The sequence below is a fragment of the Lentzea sp. JNUCC 0626 genome, from assembly GCF_043632865.1.
Classification (GTDB): Bacteria; Actinomycetota; Actinomycetes; order Mycobacteriales; family Pseudonocardiaceae; genus Lentzea.
Window position 1 is genome coordinate 1,762,855 of sequence record NZ_CP171635.1, and the last position, 17,176, is coordinate 1,780,030.

Here is a 17,176-nt window from a genome sequence, read left to right on the forward strand (position 1 = left end):
TGTGTATACAGTACAGGTGTGAGCCAAAGCCTCAAGGCCTATGAGCAGCTCCGCGAGGAGATCGTGGCGTGGGATCTGTCACCCGGCACGCACCTGAGCGAGGTGCTGCTGGCCGAACGACTGGGTGTGTCGCGGACGCCGTTGCGGGAGGCGATCCAGCGGCTCGCGCGGGAGAACCTCGTGCGGATCACGCCGGGGCGCGGCGCGTTCGTCACCGACGTGTCGTTGAACGACGTGACGCACCTGTTCCAGATGCGGGAGGCACTGGAGACCTACGCTGCCCGGTTGTGCGCCCGGAGTGCGGAGCGGGGCGCGTTCGCCGCGCTGGCAGACGACCTCGCCACCTCGGCCGACGCGTCCGCCTCGATCGAGCGGATGGACGCACTCATCGCCGAAGTCGCCGGGAACCCCTACCTGACCGAGTCGCTGGCGTTGCTGCGCGGTCAGGTGCGCCGGTTGCGGCAGCCGGCGCGGCGGTCACCTGAGCGCCTGGCCGATGCCACGCGCGAGCACATCGCCATCTGCCGGGCCATCGCGGACGGTGACGAGGACGCCGCGGCCACGGCGGTCGTGTTCCACATCGGGGTGAGCCTGAACACCATCGCGTCGATGCTCGTCGGCGGGCCGGTGACCGGCGCGGACATGCAGCGTGACGGCGCGCTTCGTAAGATCGACGCGAGGAGAGCCGTCGGGGATCTCTAGGAGTGGTGTTTCCGTGACTTCGGACGAAGCGACGCCCGCGGCCGGCGTGGCGACCAGTGACCGTGACGGTGTCGTTGTCGCTGTTGTCAGCGGTGAGCTCGACATGATCAGCGTGGACAAGGTCGGTGCGGCCCTGTTCGACCTGTCCGACGAGAAGCCGGACGGCCTGGTCGTGGAGCTCGCCGTGGACTTCATGGGCTCGTCCGGACTGTCGATGCTGCTGGAGCTGGCCGCCCGGGCACAGCGCGACGGTGTGGGCTTCGCCGTCGTGGCCACGGCGGTCGCGGCCGCGCGGCCGCTCATGGCCAGCGCCCTGACGCAGGTGCTGCCGATGTCCGAGTCGGTGGACGAGGCGGTGAAGTCGATCCTGGCGGAGCCCTCCAGGAGGTGACGAGCGGCTCAGAACCAGTCAGGTCTCGTAGAGCTCGATCCAGTCACGGGTGCCCTGCACGGTGGCCGCGTGCACCGCGCGGGCCAGCCGGGCGCCCCAGGGCGACCTCGGCCCGCCGAACTGCTCACCGAGGCCGTCCGGGCAGGCGATGACGATCGCGTCGCTCGCCGTCCCGGTGCCGGGCACGCCGAGTTCGGTCAGCGCCTGCGTCTTGGCCTCCGTCGCCGTCACCACCGCGTTGACCAGCGCGGCGTCCGAGAGCGGCACCGGCACCCAGCAGAACGTGTTGATCGTGCCGATCAATCGCACCTCCTCGGCCGGCGCCGCGGCGAACACCGGGTGCGAGAGTCCGACGGTGGCGGCGCAGTCCACGCCCTCGTCGGACGCGGTGACGTAGCGCTGGACCTCGGCGGCGGTGAGCATGCCCGCGCCCCGGCCGGGCAGGCCGAGCTCGGTGACGAGTTCGGTCAGGTGCTCGACCGGGTCGCGGTGGTACGCGTTGTGCACCTCGACGTTCATGACCCACTCGCACGGACCGATGCCGCCGCCGGTCACCGCCGTGGATACGGCCCGCGAGTGGGCGGGCAGTCTCCACAGCAGGAGCGGGCGGTCGAGCCGGTGAATCTCGGGGATCATGAACGTCACGGTAGTTAGGCGTGCCGGAACTCCGGCGTGCGCTTCTCGCTGAACGCCGCCATGCCTTCCTTCTGGTCGTGCGTGGCGAACGTGCCGTGGAACGTCCTGCGCTCGAACAGGATCCCCTCCGACAGCGGCACCTCGAAGGACCGGTTGACCGCTTCCTTGGCCATCATCGCCGCGGGCAACGACATCGAGGCGATCTTCGACGCGACCGCCACCGCCTCGGCCAGCAGGTCGTCCGCGGCGACGATCCGCGAGACGAGACCCGCGCGTTCGGCCTCGACGGCGTCGATCGTGCGGCCGGTGAGGCACAGGTCCATCGCCTTGTACTTGCCGACGGCCCTGGCCAGGCGTTGCGACCCGCCCATACCGGGGATGACGCCCAGGGTGATCTCGGGCTGGCCGAACTTCGCGGTGTCGGCGGCGAGCAGGACGTCGCACATCATCGCCAGTTCGCAGCCGCCGCCGAGCGCGTAGCCGGAGACCGCGGCGATCAACGGCGTGCGGACCCGGGACAGGGCGTCCCAGCCCGCGAACCAGTCGGCCGCGTAGACGTCGCTGAAGCTCTGCGGCGCCATCTCCTTGATGTCGGCGCCGGCCGCGAACGCCCTGGCGGAGCCCGTGATCACGATCGCGCCGACGGACGGATCGCGGTCGAGTTCGGCGGCCACCGCGGTGATCTCGTTCATGGCCTGGAGGTTGAGGGCGTTCAACGCCTTCGGGCGGTTCAGCGTGATCAGCGCGACGCGGTCGGCCGGGCGGTCGAGCAGGATCGTGCCGTAGGAGGTCATGAGGTTTCCTCGCGGAGGCTGGTGACGATGGCGGAGAAGTCGCGGCCGGGTCCGTCCTGCTCGACGAACGCGGCGTACAGCTCGGCGGCGTGCCTGCCGAGCGACGTCGGGACGCCGTGGGCGTCGGCGGCGGCCTGGGCCAGCAGGAGGTCCTTGAGCATCAGGCCGCTGGCGAACCCGCCGGTGTAGCCGCGGTTGGCGGGGCTCGCCGGCACCGGGCCGGGGACCGGGCAGTTGGTGGTGAGCGACCAGCACTGGCCGGACGCGGTGGACGCCACGTCGAACAGCACCTGGTCGTCGAGCCCGAGCCGCTGGCCCAGCGCGAACGCCTCGCTGACGCCGATCATCGAGATGCCGAGCAGCATGTTGTTGCAGATCTTCGCGGCCTGCCCGGCGCCGGAGTCTCCACAGTGGACCTGACGGGCGCCCATGTGCCGCAGCAACGGTTCCGCCGCGGCGAACGCTTCCGCAGCGCCGCCGACCATGAACGTCAGCTTCGCCGCCTGCGCGCCGACCACGCCGCCAGACACCGGGGCGTCCACCGCGAGATGCCCGGCGGCCGAGGCCAGCTCGGCGGCCGCCCGCGCGTCGGCGACGTCGATGGTCGAGCAGTCGAGGAACACCGTGCCCGGCTCGGCCAGCGGCACGATCTCGCGGTAGACGTCGAGCACGTGCCGCCCGCTGGGCAGCATGGTGATCACGACGTCCGCACCGCTGACCGCAGCCGCGGCCGACTCTGCCAGCGGAACCTCGGCCTCGGTCACGACGGGGTCGTAGCCGACGACCTTCTCGCCTGCTCGCAGGAGGTTGGCGGCCATGAGGCCGCCCATGTTGCCCAGTCCCAGGAACGCGACGGTCATCGGGTCACCTCCGCGAAGAACGACGCGACCAGCTCGTCGTCCACCTCGGACAGTTCGGCGGGCTGCCAGCGCGGCGACCGGTCCTTGTCGATGATCTGCGCGCGGACGCCCTCCGGGAGGTCCGGGTGGCGCAGGGCGTGGGACGACACGCGGTACTCCTGCCCCAGCGCGGTCGCCAGGTCCGGCAACGGCGACCGCAACGAGCGCAGCGTGACCTTCAACGCCGTGGGGGACTTAATTTCGATCTCCTTCGCCGCCGAGAACGCCGCGTCGCCCCCGCGCCGCAACCGCTCGAGGACCTCCTCGACGGAGTCGGCCGAGTAGCACTCGTCGATCCACGGCCGGTCGGCCTCGAGCTGGCTCGCGGGTGGCGTCTCCGCGAACGTCGCCAACGCCACCGCGGGCGTGCTCGTGGCCAGCGCGTCGAGCAGGTCCGGCAGCCGGTCGGACGGCACGAAGTGGTCGGCGAACCCGCAGTGGATCGCGTCGGCGCCGGACATCGTCGCCGTGGTCAGGGCGACGTGCGTGCCGAGCTCGCCGGGAGCGCGGGAGAGCAGGTAGGTGCCGCCGACGTCGGGGACGAACCCGATGCCGACCTCGGGCATGCCGACGCGCGACCGTTCGGTGACGACCCGGTGGCTGCCGTGCGCCGAGATGCCGACGCCGCCGCCCATCACCAGGCCGTCCATGATCGCGACGTACGGCTTGGGGTAGGCGGCGATCTGCGCGTTGAGCCGGTACTCGTCGGCCCAGAACGCGAGCGACGCCGTGCCGCCGGAGCGTGCGTCCTCGTAGATCGACCGGATGTCCCCGCCGGCGCACAGACCGCGTTCACCGGCTCCGTCGACCACGACGGCCCGCACACCGGGATCGTCCTGCCACGCCGTGAGCCGGTCGCTGATCGCGCGGACCATGTCGTGCTTCAGCGCGTTGATGGCCTTGGGCCGGTTGAGGGTGATGCGGCCCAGTCCGCTGTGGACGTGGAACTCGACGTCGCTCACATCGCCTCCTGGAACATCCGGCGGGAGATGATGATCCGCATGATCTCGTTGGTCCCTTCCAGGATCTGATGCACCCGCAGGTCGCGGACGATCTTCTCCAGCCCGTACTCGGTCAGGTAGCCGTAGCCCCCGTGCAGCTGCAACGCCTGGTTCGCGATCTCGAACCCCGCGTCGGTGCAGAACCGCTTGGCCATGGCGGACAACGCCGTGGCGTTCGCGTCGCCGTGGTCGAGCGCGTCGGCGGCCCGCCACAGCAGCGTGCGTCCGGCCTCCAGTTCGGTGCGCATGTCGGCCAGCCGGAACCGCAGCGCCTGCGCCTCCGACAGCCTGGCGCCGAACGCCGACCGTTCGGACAGGTGCCGCAGCGCCTTGTCCAGCGCGGTGCCCGCGCCGCCCAGGGAGCAGGCGGCGATGTTGAGCCGTCCACCGTCCAAAGCGGACATCGCGACCTTGAACCCGCCGCCCTCGCCACCCAGCAACGCCGTGGCGGGTACGCGCGCACCGTCGAGGACCACCTGGCGGGTGGGCTGGGCGTTCCAGCCCATCTTGACCTCGTTCGGTCCGAACGAGAGCCCCGGAGTGTCCTTGTCGACGACGAACGCCGAGATCCCGGCCGCGCCGATGCCTCCGGTGCGAGCCAGCACGACGTACACCTCGGCGGCGCCCGCGCCGGAGATGAACTGCTTCACCCCGTCCAGCACGTAGTCCTCGCCGTCGCGCACCGCCCTGGTGGACAACGCGGCGGCGTCCGACCCGGCGTCCGGCTCGGTGAGGCAGTAGCTGCCGAACCAGTCCATCGTCGCCATACGCGGCAGGTAGCGGTGGCGCTGGGCCTCGCTGCCGAACCGGTCGATCATGGTGGCGACCATGTTGTGGATCGAGGTGTAGGCGGCCAGTGACGGGCAGCCGGTCGCGAGCGCCTCGAACACCAGCACGCCGTCGAGGCGGCCGAGCCCGGAACCACCGACGTCCTCCGGCAGGTACACGCCGCCGAGCCCGAGCTGGGCGGCCTTGCGCAGCACGTCCGCGGGGAAGTGCTTGCTCTGGTCCCATTCCACGGCGTGCGGCGCGAGGTGTTCGGCGGCGAACTCGGCCACCGTCTCGCGCAGCGCGCGTTGGTCTTCGTCGAGCCTCATCCGCGGCCTCAGCTCATCGTCGGGATCACGAAGCTGGCGCCGTTCTTCACACCGGACGGCCAGCGCGAGGTGACGGTCTTCGTCTTGGTGTAGAAGCGGATCGAGTCCGGCCCGTGCTGGTTGAGGTCACCGAATCCGGACCGCTTCCACCCGCCGAACGTGTGGTAGGCGATCGGCACGGGGATGGGCACGTTCACGCCGACCATGCCGGTGTTGACCCGCGAGGTGAAGTCGCGCGCGGTGTCGCCGTCCCGCGTGAAGATCGCGACGCCGTTGCCGTACTCGTGCTCGCTCGGCAGCCGCAGCGCCGCCTCGTAGTCGGCGGCGCGCACGATCGACAGCACCGGCCCGAAGATCTCCTCGCGGTAGATCCGCATCTCGGGCGTGACCCGGTCGAACAGGCACGCGCCCAGGTAGAAGCCGTTCTCGTGGCCCGGCACGGTGACGTCCCGCCCGTCCACGACCAGCTCGGCACCTTCGGCCACACCGATGTGCACGTACTCGCGCACCCGGTGCACGGCGTCGGAGGTGACCAGCGGCCCGAAGTCCGAGGTGTCGTCCAGCGCGGGCCCGACCTTCAACGCCCGCGCGCGTTCCGCGAGCTTCGCGACCAGCGCGTCCGCCGTCGCCTCACCGACCGGAACCGCCACCGAGATCGCCATGCACCGCTCGCCGGCGGACCCGTACCCGGCACCGACCAGCGCGTCCACGACCTGGTCGAGGTCGGCGTCCGGCATTACGATCATGTGGTTCTTGGCGCCACCGAAGCACTGCGCGCGCTTCCCGTGCGCGGCGGCGGTGGTGTAGATGTACTCGGCGATCGCGGAGGACCCGACGAACCCGACCGCCTCGACCCTCGGGTCGGTGAGCAGCGCGTCGACCGCCTCCTTGTCCCCGTTGACCACGGAGAAAACGCCCGGTGGCAGACCAGCCTCGAGGAACAGCTCGGCCAGCCGCAACGGCACCGACGGGTCGCGCTCGGACGGCTTGAGCACGAACGCGTTGCCGCAGGCGATCGCCGGAGCGGCCTTCCACAGCGGGATCATGGCGGGGAAGTTGAACGGCGTGATGCCCACGACCACCCCGAGCGGCTGACGCATCGAGTAGACGTCGATGCCGGTGCCCGCGTTGTCGGTGAAGTCGCCCTTGAGCAGATGCGGAACGCCGATCGCGAACTCGACGACCTCCAGTCCCCGCTGGATGTCCCCGCGCGCGTCGGCCACGGTCTTGCCGTGCTCGGACGACAAGAGCCGCGCGAGGCTCTCCTCCTCGGCCCGCACGAGCTCGACGAACTTCATCAGCACGCGGGCCCGGCGCTGGGGGTTCCACGCGGCCCACTCCCGCTGGGCGGCAACGGCGTCCGCGACGGCGTCGGAAACCTCGGCGGCGGACGCCAGCGGCACCCGCGCCTGAACGGCGCCAGTACTCGGGTCGAAGACGTCGGCGAACCGGCCGGACGTGCCGGGCACGGGCTTGCCACCGACGAAGTGGTGCAGTTCCTTGCTCACAGGAGATCCTTCCGTCAGAGCGCAGGACGGAGCCGCCCGAGTCGCATATGGACGACCGGGCACGGCGACAGCACGGCTTATGGCTGTGGGATCGCGTTTCTCGCGCAGGCAGGAAGAATCTGCATGCGTTCAGCTCCATCCTCGTGGACGAACACGGACGTCCACAGCCGGTATCCTGGCTCCCGGATCGACGTGGGGCCCCGGCCTTCCCGGCTCGCGCCAGTGGCCTGCTGATGGGACACCACTCCCCGGTCACAGTGGCGGGACCGCGCCGGACTCGCACCGGCTTCCCTGCACCGTGGACCTTCGGCCAACATAAAGTAGGACTTCCTACTATGTCGAGAGTGCGCCAGGTCACGTCACCCGGAAGAAAGCGGCGCCCCCGGGCCGTGACCAGCCGGGGGCGCCGCGGGCCGCTCCGATGTAGTGCGAGAGACGGGCGTCGTCGGGCAACTGGAAGGCGCCCTCCGGCAGCTCAGTACCGATCCGGAACGCGATCATGCGCGGCGCCCACGCACCCGGCGACCCGCTGAAACCGCAGGCCCTCGCCAAGGAACAGGGCGTGAGCCTGGCCGTGGTGCGCGAGGCGCTCGTCCGCCTGGTCAGCGAGGGCCTCGCCGACCAGCTGCCGAACCGCGGCTTCGCCGTCCCCGTCTACTCGGACCGTCGCCGGCAGAAGATCGCGGAGGCCCGGATGACCGTCGAACCGGCCGTCCTGCGCTCGTCTGTCGAGCGGGGCGACCTCGACTGGGAGGCCTGGGTCCGCGCGGCGCACCACCGGCTGGCACTCACCCCCGCGTTCATCGGCGACTCCGACGAGCACCACAGCGAGGAGTGGGCGGAAGCGCACCGGATCTTCCACCGTATCCTGCTGGAAGGCTGCGGCAACGCGTCCCTGCTGGACACCTTCGACCGGCTGTGGACCGCGAGCGAACTCGACCGCCGCTGGTCGGCGAGCCGCAATGGGGAGCGCGACCACCTCGCCGAGTAGCGCGCCCTGGAGGAGGCCGCGCTCGCCAGTGACGCCGACGCCGCCGCGACGGCGTTGCTCCGGCACCTCGGCCACACCGCGACCGGCCTGCTTTCCGACGTCACGGCGTCGTGACGGTCAGCCAGTCCAGTTCGGCGAAACCGTTCCGCTTCCGCAACGCCACCCTGTTCTCTCCCGCGGTCAGCGGCACCAGGACCGTCGCGGCGCGGGCGGCGCGGTCGTGCTGCTCGGTGCCCAGCCACGAGCCGCTCGGCGGGTACACCGCGACCGCGCGCTCCACTCCGCCCACGAGCACCGTGTGGTCGGCCGGAGCGGTCGTGCCGTTGGCGTGACCGATGGCGAGCCGGTACGTGCCGGTGACCGGGGCGTCCACCACGAACTCGACCTGGCTGTCCGGCGCGTCGATGCCGCCCACGTAGTCGGGCACGTAGTTCGACCGGTACGGCACCGCCCGCGCCGACGTGATCGCCGCGTTCTCCGCCTCGTACCGGTGGGTGTCCGGCCGCACGTCGACGTAGTCCAGTTCGGCGTAGCCCGTGCCCCGGCCGAGCCGGACGTCGTTGCGGCCCGCCTGGAGCACCAGTCGTTTCGTGACGGTGCCCAGCTCGGAGCTCGCCCAGCCTCCCGTGGCCGGATAGCCGACCTCGCCCTGGCGCACGCCGTTCACGCTCACCGCGTGGGCCGCCGGGCCGACGCCCGCCGCGTACCGCACGGTCATCGCGTACACGCCGGTCGCGGCGACGGTCACCGGGAACGTCACCGCGCTGCCCGCGTGGTCGAGGCCTCCGACGTACGCACCGCCTGACGCTGGAACACCGTTGTGCCGCAGGGCTTCCGTCACCACGGCCTGCTCCGCCTCGTACTTCGACGGGTACGCGTCCGGGCCGGCCGCCGGGCTCACGACGACGCGGTACCCGTCGTATCGGTTCATCCGGCGGATCGGCACGACGAGGTTTCCGCCGCCGTCGACCGTCAGGATCTTGTCGAAGACGTTGTAGGTTCCCGTTTCCGGGTCACCGCCCGCGTCGACTCGGCGGTTCGCCTCGCGTGGGTCCTTGTCCCACACCGTGGTGTCGAGCCGCACCCGGACCTGGCCGGTCAGCCCGCGCGCGTTCAGTCCGGTGACGCGCACGTCCACCGGCCCGTCTTCACCACCGGCGAGCACGGTGAGACTGCGTGCCCCGTCGTCCCAGGAGGCGAGAGCGTCCGACCGCAGGTACGCGCGCCCGTTGGTCGTGTCGTCCCAACGGTTCACGTGCGCCTTGCGGCCGCGCATGTCCTTGTACCACTTCATCATCCAGAAGCCGCCGTTCGGCGCGAGGGCTCCGCCTCCGGTGCGACGCAGGGTGTTCCCGAGCAGTCCGGGGTTGGTGTAGATCGCCATGGCGCCGAAGTCGACGTCGTAGCGTTCCAGGTCGGCCCAGTAACGGATCATCGATCCGGGCACGCCCTCGAAGTCGCCGGGGTTCGCCGAGTCGGTGGTCTGTGGCCCGTACTCCTCGACCACGACCCGCAGCGGCCGTCCCGGCACCCCGAGCTCGTTCTCCAGCGGCCGGTAGTAGCGGGTCAGCGCCTCCGGCACGTCGCCGGGACTCCGGCCGAGGTTGTGCCAGCCGACGATCTGCGGCACGGTCCCGGTGTCGACGGCGTTGCGCAGGAAGTCGCGCATCTTCTGCTGCTGCCCGGCCTGCCACGGCAGGTAGAACTCCCAGTTCGGCCCCATCACCGGCACGGTCGGGTCGATGGCGCGGACACGGCGGACGGTCTGCGTCCACAACCAGTTGAACTTCTGGTCGTACGTGCCGCCCGGCACCGCCGCGTCGCGTTCGAGGCCGTGCAGCTTGTTGTCGGCCTCGTTGAACGGCGCCACCGCGAGCAGAGTGTCCCGATAGGACTGAATGCGCCGGGTGGCCTCGTCGACCCGCTCGAACCAGTGGGCCGTGCCCTGCCACTGGTACCAGGGATTGCCGCCCATGAGGTCGTTGTACCGCGCGATCATCTTGACGTCCGTGCCCCGCACCTTGGGCGCGACGACCTCGGTTCCGGCGCGCTCGCCCTCGTTCCAGCGGGCCGTCATGTGCTGCGAGACGGTCAGGTGGGTCTGCGCGAGCAACGCCGCCGGGGTCTCCGTGGTGCGGGACGTGACGCCCAGCAACGAGCCGAGCCCCGGCTTCTTCAGGGCGCCGCCGAGTCGGTTCGCGTCGACCACGATCACCGGAGCGGTCGCGGCGTTCGCCGGCAGCGGCGCGACGGTGGCGCTGAGCACGACCGTCGCGACCACGACGAGCCTCATGCCTCGAACCGCACTTCGCATGGCTGTTCCCTTCGCGACTCCGGGAGCGCTCCCAGGTCAATTACGATGGAACACCCGTCCCCGTCGCGACAAGAGCGAAGTCCGAAAGAACGAGGCTTTCGCGATCAGCCCCGCGCAGGCCCCGAAAGTCGGGACTTTCGAGACCCCGGATCGTCGAATTCGATGGCGTGCAACGAGGTCATCGGAGAAGACGGAAGCCTTGAGGAGGCCTCGATCTACCAGGAGAGCTACGGCACGCTCCGCCCGCTGCCCGAGGAGATCCGGGAGCACACGGCACAGTTCTTCGCCAAGGCCAAGCGGCTGGACGTCGGCCACGTCCTCGACCACCCCAACGGCACCCGTCAGCTGCAGAAGAGCCGGCACACCAAAGGTTTCAGGGCATCTGGACCCAGTTCAACCGGCGCTGCGACGGTGAACGCACCCGTTACGTCATGCTGCCCGTTCGCACGTCATGTGACCAGTCCAGGGCATCCGCTGCTGTTCAACAGTCCCAGCCTCCCGTACAGGCCGCGCTCCACGGGCGGCACGACCAGCGGTTGTTCACGGCCTTGCGGTCACCAAAGCACAACCTGGCGCTGGTGCTGAGCGGTGACGCCGGGGTGGGCAAGTCAGCGTTGGTGCGGGCGGCCGCCGCCGAACCGTCCGCAGGTCGTCGGGGGTGTCACTGCTGTCGACCCGTTCGCACGTGGATTCTCGGTCGGGTGATCAACGAGTACCGATATGCGGCTTGAGCTGCAGCGCCCGCTTTCCGAGCGGCACAGGCGCGGGTGTGCGCGTTGACGTACTTCTGCACAGACACCGACGCGCACCTCACCCCGGCCGGGCACGAGGCCGTCCTGGCCGCCGCTGGTTACTGGTTCAGCTGGTTCGCCGCGTACTCCGCCCGGTTCCACAGCGCGAAGTAGAGGACGTCGGTCCACCAGCTGAGGCCGATCGGGTTCTCGGTCCTGTCGTCGCGCGTGTTGTCGAAGTCGTCGGTCAGCACGAGCCCGTGGAACGCGTCCAGCGGCGGCGCCGACCGCTCGGCCGCTGCCGCGGCGAGCACGGCTCCGGCCGCCGCCGCGTCGTCGGGCAGCGCGTCGATGGCCTCGCCCGCCGCCCGGCACAGGTCGAGGTGGCCCTCGATGAGCGCCCGCAGCTCGTCTTCGCCGCTCTCGATCATGGTGTCGAGCTCGATGGTCTCAAGCAGGACGTACCGGTCGCGGTGCGCGTCGAGGAACCGCTCCGCCTCGGCGAGTCCGGCGTGCAAGTCCTTGGCGTCGCTCACGGCGCGCACGGCGGCGGCGAACTTCTTCAGCCGCGCGAACCCGGCGTCGAACTCACCGCTGATGGCGTACAGCGTGGTCCTGCTCTCCGGGGGCTCGCCGTCGAACCCGTCGGCGATCAGGGACGCGCACAGCCGGGGATCGCCGGACAGGAGCACCAGGAAGGAGAACGGGATGGCGTAGGGCCATTCGGACAACCCGGAGACCGTCTCCGGCCGATCCTCGTAGGACTCCGGCCGGTTGCCGGTGCTGTACAGGTACGAACGGTTCGCCATGACCGGATCCTATGACGGGCCTGCGGCGGGGCTGGGCCTGGCCGAGGCAGATGATCCGTTTCGGTTGCGGGTAGACGCGGGCGTTCTCCGCTTCCCCCGCCCCGCAGGAGTTGGCCCTTGAGACTGATGGGTTCGCGTATTCAACTGTCGCGAGTTTTCAGCGGTTGTCGCGGTGAGCGATCGCCGGGTGTGCCGTCCGGTCGTGAGTTCAAGCAGGACTCAACCGGCTACGCGATCCGTTCGAACGCCGGTGACGCCGACCGGGTGGCCCAGCGAGATGCCGGAGCCGTGGACGTTCGTCCGCTCGTGGTCTCCGGGGTGAACTTCCACTCCCGTGTACACGCGAGCCCTTGTGCGACAAAGGTTTCGTTGAGTTCGACGACGTCCATGTCGGCGAGGGTGCCGGCGGTGACCGTCGCGTCCGGGCCGGTGCGCTGCATCAACGGGCGCAGTCGGCTCAGGGCTTCGACTGTGGTGTCGGCGCGTGGGTGTTCGTCGGTGTCGACGACGGTGTCGCGCACGGTCACGGCCACCTCGCTGGCGCCCGAGCCGACCTGCAGGACTGCGTTGACCAGTCAGAGGTGCGCGCCGACGTCGTGACGGACTCGTCCTTGCTGAACGTCTCCGGGAAGCTCGCCGTACACCCCGGCGTTGTTCGGTCTTCCGTTCCTCGCTGTGCGTCCTAACAGGACAGGTCATCGGCCAGACTGCGATCGACGGTCGTCCATCAGCTCCGCTGCTGCCGGCTCGTCAACGCTCGCGTGCGTTCCGACTCCTGCGAGGAGATCGTGGTGTCCATGCTGGACTTTGCGTTCAGTCATCACTCCAGGGTCCGTCGACAGGCGAAGAGGGCGGCTTTTCGCGACCCCATGCGCGGCTGAGCAGCGACCTGAGTGTGGTCAGCTCGTCATCACCCAGTCGTCCGGCGATTTCTCGCTCCAGGTCCGCGAGGTGGTCCAGCGCTTGACGGCGCCGGTGTTCGCCTGCGGGAGTCGGGATGATGATCTTGTCACGGCCGGATCGAGGGTCGGATTGCTGGGTGACGATCCCGAGGTCGAGCAGTTCCCGCACCACCGTGTGCACGTGCTGGCGACTGACTCCCATTCTGCGAGCGACGTCCGCGGCGCGGACTCCTTCTGGCCGCAGGTAGGACATCAGCATGCCGGCCGAGGCGCTCAGACGTGTGGCGCCGGCCAAGGCGGCGTGGTCGTTGAGCTGATCGATGAACCATCGAAAGCCTTCCCGCAGCAGCACCGCCAATGGCTCCTCGTCGCTGCGGACCGGAGTTCCGCCGGATCCCGTCATGTCGCCTCGAATCTTCCGGGTCCCCGTACGTAGTCGTCGGCGCGTTGGAGTGCCGGGGGTTGCGCTCGCACCTTGCGGCACTATGCTAACCGTCAATTCACTTGACGATCCGTGGAGGTGTCTGAGCGGTGGACGTCTTGGTGGTGGGAGCCGGGCCGGTCGGGTTGATGGCTGGGTACGAGCTTCTGCGGCGTGGGGTGCCGGTGCGGATCATCGATGCCGCGACAGCCCCGGCGACGACCAGTCGAGCGGCTGCCATGCATGCGCGCACGATTGAGTTGCTGGATCAGGTTGGCCTCTACGACCGGTTTGCGGCGCTGGCAGTCGACGGCAGGGGTATCGCCTTCCACGTCGACGGGACCGAGATGGCCTCGATGGATGCGACGTTCACCGCTCAGGCCACCCGCTTCGACCAGGTCTGGTTCCTCGACCAGGTGATCACCGAAAGGTTGCTCCGGGACGCGGTCGAGGAGCTCGGCGGCCGCGTCGAATGGGGCGTGCGACTGCTGTCGCTGAGTCAGGACGACGAAGCTGTGACGGCGACGCTCGAGTGCGCCGACGGCACCCGCCAGACAGTGACGACATCGTGGCTCGTGGGGGCGGACGGGGGCCACAGCCTGGTCCGCCGGGACCTCGGCATCGAGCTGCAGGGCGACTCCGACGAGACGTGGTTGATCGCGGACGCCGAGGTCGACTTCGCTCAACCGGTGTCGCACGATCGCATCCGATGGGTTCGCGCCGACGGTGAGTCGCTGATGACCTTCCCCCTGGTCGGATCTCGACGATGGCGGCTGCTGGACACCGTCGAAGTCGACTCCGCCAACGAACCCGCTGCGGTCGCCAAGCGCTTCAGCCGCAAACTCACGCGCGGGATGGGCATGGACGTCACGGTGCACACCCCGACCTGGGTGTCGGTGTTCACCATCCAGCAGCGGGCGGTGGGCACCATGCAGTCCGGTCGGTGCTTCCTGGCAGGCGACGCGGCCCACGTGCACTCACCCGCCAGCGGCCAGGGTCTCAACACCGGCATGCAGGACGCGATCAACCTCGCCTGGAAGCTGGCCGCCGTGACCCGCGGCACCGCGGACCGACGGCTGCTGGACACCTACAGCGCGGAGCGAGTTCCTGTGGGACAGGCCCTGCTCACGACCACCCGGATGGCGACCATGCTGGTCGCCATCCGCAACGAGACGGTCGACAAGAACCTTCCCGCTCTGTTCGAGACGATCTCCGCGCTCCCACCGCTGTTCCACGCGATCAACCAAGGCGTCCTCGGCGGAATGTCCGGCTTGGGCATCGCCTACACCACCAGCCCGCTGACCGTGCACGACAGCGAAACCACGTTGGCCGGACCTGCTCCCGGACAACGGGTGACCCAGGTCCGGGCCCAGTCCGCCGCGGACGACAGCTGGCAGCGGGTGCTCGCCGCGCTGAGGTCCGGTGAGTGGACGCTGCTGGCCGCGTCCGCCACATCACTGCAGGCGCCGGACTGGGCGATCCTGCAGCACGTGGAGGGGCCGGCAAGTGCGGACCTGGCTCTCACGTCCGGCCGCTGGCTGCTCGTGCGGCCCGACGGGTACGTCACCGCCCGCGGCCACGACCAGCGTGAACTCGCGGACGCCATCGAAAGGATGCCGCTGTGACCGACGCGCATGACTCCTCGGCAGACCCGGAAGGTGCCGATCCGATCAGCAACTGGGGGCGCTGGGGCGCCGACGACGAGCGCGGCTGCCTCAACTACATCACCCCGGACGTCCGTGCCGCGGCGGTTGCCGAAGCCCGGACCGGCCGCTTCGTCTCCCTGGCCCGTCCGATCGATCCGCTGCCACTGGCAGGCGGACCGCTGGCGACGACGACCACCAAGGCACCCGCCCCGGTCACGCACGCCATGACCTACACGGGCTTCCCACCGCCGGCGCTGACGGACATCCTGACGATCAACACCCACCACGCCGAGCTCACCCACATCGACGCCTTCGGGCACATGCCCGTCGACGGCAAGGTCTATCCCGGAATTCCAGTCGGCGACGTCGCCGACAGCCAGGGGCTGCACCGCAGCTCGACGACAGCGTTCGCCAGCGGAATCCTGACCAGAGGCGTTCTCGCCGATCTCGCACCCGGTGGTGCGCTCCCGCCCGGGCACCCCGTCACCGGCGCCGACCTCGACCGCGCCCTGGCACGCCAGAACACCCGAGCCAGGCCCGGCGACGCTCTCGTCGTGCGATGCGGATGGGACCTTCCCGCCAGCTCCGGCCGTCCAACTCCCGGCATGACCGTCGACGCGGTCACCTGGATGCACCGCAACCAGGTCAGCGTCTACCTCGGCGACATCGGTGACGCTCACCCTCCAGTCGATCCGACACTGCCCTTTCCGCTGCACCGGATCGGCTTGGCCCGGCTCGGACTTCCCCTCGTCGACGCGGTCGCGGTGGACGAGCTGGCCGAAGCCTGCGCCGAACTCGAGCGCTATCAATTCCTACTCGTGATCGCGCCCATTCCCGTACCCCGCGCCACCGGAGTACCCGTGGCACCACTCGCGGTGTTCTGACCGTCGGCCTGGACGTCCGCGCACTGTCGCTTCGATCCGCCGGCGCGTCCTGCGCCTGGCAACCGAGAACCCGTCGTGGGGTATCGACGTATCCCCGGCGAACTCGCGCTGCTCGGTGTCGTGATCGCCGCGTCGACGGTGTGGGAGATTCTCAAGACCGCCGGCGTCGATCCAGCGCCGTGCCGGACAACCGTTACCTGGGTTGACCTCCTGTGCTCGCAGGCCGAGGCGATCCTGGCGATGGACTTCATTGAAACGGTCACGCTGACCGGGCGGCGCCACCACTTTCTCGCCGCCATCCACCACGCCAGCCGGCGCGTGCAGATCGTCGGCACCACCGCACACCCCACCCACGCCTGGGTAAGTCAGGCCATCCGCAACCTGCTCATGGACCTCGAGGACACCAGACACCTTGCACAGATCAAGTCCTCCACGAGTATCGGCACGCACAACGCGCCCGTGGTACTCAGCTACGACGACTGCGCGGCAGGCGTCTGCGCGCACGAGGACGCCGCCGACTGCTACGGCCCGAACCCGGTCCCGGCATGCGGAGTGCTTCCCGCGCCCGCCGCGTCGCCGCTTCATCTTGCGCCGCAATGGGCTGTGCGCCTCGATCGAGGCTTCGCGGCGCGGAACGACGCTAAGGTCGAGGCATGGGGGTCAGGTACGAGAAGGACGGCCGTGTTGCACGCGTGACGCTGGACCGGCCCGAGGTGCTCAACGCGATGGACCGGGCGACGCACGCGCGGCTGGCCGAGGTCTGGGACGACTTCGAAGCCGACGACGACGTGTGGGTCGCGGTGCTGACCGGTGCCGGTGAGCGGGCGTTCTCGGTGGGGCAGGACCTCAAGGAGCTCGCGGCGTTGCAGCGCGAGGGCCGGGCGGAGCCGTCGTCGTTCGGCAGCAGGGGCAAGCCGGGGTGGCCTCGGCTGACCGAGCGGTTCGACCTGGCCAAGCCCGTGGTGGCGGCGGTGCGGGGGTACGCGTACGGCGGTGGGTTCGAGTTGGCCATGGCCTGTGATCTCGTCGTCGCGGCGGAGGACGCGGTGTTCGCGTTGCCCGAGGCGCGGCTGGGGCTCGTGGCCGGGGCGGGCGGGGTGTTCCGGCTCGCCCGGCAGGCGCCGTTCCGGGTGGCGCTCGGGCACCTGCTCACCGGGCGGCCCATGACGGCGGCCCGCGCCTACGAACTGGGGCTGGTGAACGAGGTCGTGCCGGCGGCCGAGCTGGAGTCCTGTGTGGACGGTTGGGTGGCGGATCTGGTCAGGGCGGCGCCGCTGGCGGTGCGCGCGGCCAAGGAGGCGGCCACCCGGTCTGTCTCCTTGTCGTTGCCCGAGGCCTTCGCCGCCGAGTACGTGTGGGAACGGCGACGGATGGCCAGCCTGGACGCCGCCGAGGGGCCGGCGGCGTTCGCGGAGAAGCGGGAACCGCGGTGGCTGGGGCGCTGAGCGGG

At 70.0% G+C, this 17,176-nt stretch carries 16 protein-coding genes, 2 pseudogenes and 1 riboswitch; of the genes and pseudogenes, 8 read left to right on the forward strand and 10 right to left on the reverse strand.

What is annotated here, in order from left to right:
* Positions 1-18: 18 nt before the first annotated feature.
* Positions 19-702, forward strand: coding sequence for a GntR family transcriptional regulator (locus JNUCC0626_RS07915; protein WP_394619015.1), 684 nt, complete (start codon positions 19-21; stop codon positions 700-702).
* Positions 703-715: 13 nt separating this feature from the next.
* Complete coding sequence (locus tag JNUCC0626_RS07920; RefSeq protein WP_394619016.1) at positions 716-1,093, forward strand: STAS domain-containing protein; 378 nt, start codon at positions 716-718, stop codon at positions 1,091-1,093.
* An 18-nt stretch (positions 1,094-1,111) separates the two neighbouring features.
* On the opposite strand, the gene JNUCC0626_RS07925 is transcribed toward JNUCC0626_RS07920, so the two are convergent.
* The 6 genes from JNUCC0626_RS07925 to JNUCC0626_RS07950 are packed head-to-tail and all read right to left on the reverse strand — an operon-like array spanning position 1,112 to position 7,028.
* Positions 1,112-1,729 carry an adenosylcobinamide amidohydrolase gene (locus JNUCC0626_RS07925; RefSeq protein WP_394619017.1) on the reverse strand — a complete coding sequence of 206 codons (618 nt, stop codon included), beginning with the start codon at positions 1,727-1,729 and terminating at the stop codon, positions 1,112-1,114.
* A gap of 14 nt (positions 1,730-1,743) precedes the next feature.
* Positions 1,744-2,523, reverse strand: a complete 780-nt coding sequence (locus JNUCC0626_RS07930) for an enoyl-CoA hydratase (RefSeq protein ID WP_394619018.1) — start codon at positions 2,521-2,523, stop codon at positions 1,744-1,746.
* Positions 2,520-3,383: a 3-hydroxyisobutyrate dehydrogenase gene (mmsB, locus tag JNUCC0626_RS07935; protein WP_394619019.1), complete on the reverse strand. Its 864-nt coding sequence runs from the start codon at positions 3,381-3,383 to the stop codon at positions 2,520-2,522. The genes JNUCC0626_RS07930 and mmsB overlap by 4 nt, the downstream gene beginning before the upstream one ends.
* A complete protein-coding gene (locus JNUCC0626_RS07940; protein ID WP_394619020.1) occupies positions 3,380-4,384 on the reverse strand; it encodes an enoyl-CoA hydratase/isomerase family protein in 1,005 nt (334 codons plus the stop codon). Before JNUCC0626_RS07940 ends, mmsB begins: the two co-directional genes overlap by 4 nt.
* Positions 4,381-5,520, reverse strand: a complete 1,140-nt coding sequence (locus JNUCC0626_RS07945) for an acyl-CoA dehydrogenase family protein (RefSeq protein ID WP_394619021.1) — start codon at positions 5,518-5,520, stop codon at positions 4,381-4,383. Before JNUCC0626_RS07945 ends, JNUCC0626_RS07940 begins: the two co-directional genes overlap by 4 nt.
* 8 nt (positions 5,521-5,528) lie before the next feature.
* Entirely contained in the window at positions 5,529-7,028 is a 1,500-nt protein-coding gene (locus tag JNUCC0626_RS07950) for a CoA-acylating methylmalonate-semialdehyde dehydrogenase (RefSeq protein ID WP_394619022.1), read from the reverse strand.
* A gap of 148 nt (positions 7,029-7,176) precedes the next feature.
* Positions 7,177-7,344, reverse strand: a riboswitch (cobalamin riboswitch).
* A 168-nt stretch (positions 7,345-7,512) separates the two neighbouring features.
* Here JNUCC0626_RS07950 and JNUCC0626_RS07955 point away from each other — a divergent pair.
* Positions 7,513-8,133, forward strand: a pseudogene (locus JNUCC0626_RS07955) (GntR family transcriptional regulator).
* Here the strand turns inward: JNUCC0626_RS07955 and JNUCC0626_RS07960 are convergent.
* Positions 8,120-10,312, reverse strand: coding sequence for a CBM35 domain-containing protein (locus JNUCC0626_RS07960; RefSeq protein WP_394619023.1), 2,193 nt, complete (start codon positions 10,310-10,312; stop codon positions 8,120-8,122). The pseudogene JNUCC0626_RS07955 and the gene JNUCC0626_RS07960 sit on opposite strands and share 14 nt — an antisense overlap.
* Positions 10,313-10,495: 183 nt before the next feature.
* Here JNUCC0626_RS07960 and JNUCC0626_RS07965 point away from each other — a divergent pair, with 183 nt between their 5' ends.
* Positions 10,496-10,918, forward strand: a complete 423-nt coding sequence (locus JNUCC0626_RS07965) for a hypothetical protein (RefSeq protein WP_394619024.1) — start codon at positions 10,496-10,498, stop codon at positions 10,916-10,918.
* 265 nt (positions 10,919-11,183) lie between these two features.
* On the opposite strand, the gene JNUCC0626_RS07970 is transcribed toward JNUCC0626_RS07965, so the two are convergent.
* The 3 genes and pseudogenes from JNUCC0626_RS07970 to JNUCC0626_RS07980 all read right to left on the reverse strand — a co-directional run bounded on the left by JNUCC0626_RS07970 (position 11,184) and on the right by JNUCC0626_RS07980 (position 13,127).
* Positions 11,184-11,873, reverse strand: a complete 690-nt coding sequence (locus JNUCC0626_RS07970) for a hypothetical protein (RefSeq protein ID WP_394619025.1) — start codon at positions 11,871-11,873, stop codon at positions 11,184-11,186.
* 240 nt (positions 11,874-12,113) lie between these two features.
* Positions 12,114-12,406, reverse strand: a pseudogene (locus JNUCC0626_RS07975) (acetyl-CoA C-acyltransferase); the annotation flags it as partial.
* 280 nt (positions 12,407-12,686) lie between these two features.
* Positions 12,687-13,127: a MarR family winged helix-turn-helix transcriptional regulator gene (locus JNUCC0626_RS07980; RefSeq protein WP_394621991.1), complete on the reverse strand. Its 441-nt coding sequence runs from the start codon at positions 13,125-13,127 to the stop codon at positions 12,687-12,689.
* Positions 13,128-13,306: 179 nt separating this feature from the next.
* On the opposite strand from JNUCC0626_RS07980, the gene JNUCC0626_RS07985 reads away from it, so the two are divergent.
* The 4 genes from JNUCC0626_RS07985 (at position 13,307) to dpgD (ending at position 17,171) form a co-directional block, all read left to right on the forward strand.
* Positions 13,307-14,821 carry an FAD-dependent oxidoreductase gene (locus JNUCC0626_RS07985; protein WP_394619026.1) on the forward strand — a complete coding sequence of 505 codons (1,515 nt, stop codon included), beginning with the start codon at positions 13,307-13,309 and terminating at the stop codon, positions 14,819-14,821.
* Positions 14,818-15,726 (forward strand): cyclase family protein, encoded by a 909-nt coding sequence (locus JNUCC0626_RS07990; protein ID WP_394619027.1) that lies wholly within the window; start codon positions 14,818-14,820, stop codon positions 15,724-15,726. Before JNUCC0626_RS07985 ends, JNUCC0626_RS07990 begins: the two co-directional genes overlap by 4 nt.
* A 75-nt stretch (positions 15,727-15,801) precedes the next feature.
* A complete protein-coding gene (locus JNUCC0626_RS07995; RefSeq protein WP_394619028.1) occupies positions 15,802-16,422 on the forward strand; it encodes a hypothetical protein in 621 nt (206 codons plus the stop codon).
* Positions 16,380-17,171: an enoyl-CoA-hydratase DpgD gene (gene dpgD / locus JNUCC0626_RS08000; protein WP_394619029.1), complete on the forward strand. Its 792-nt coding sequence runs from the start codon at positions 16,380-16,382 to the stop codon at positions 17,169-17,171. The genes JNUCC0626_RS07995 and dpgD overlap by 43 nt, the downstream gene beginning before the upstream one ends.
* Positions 17,172-17,176: the final 5 nt, after the last annotated feature.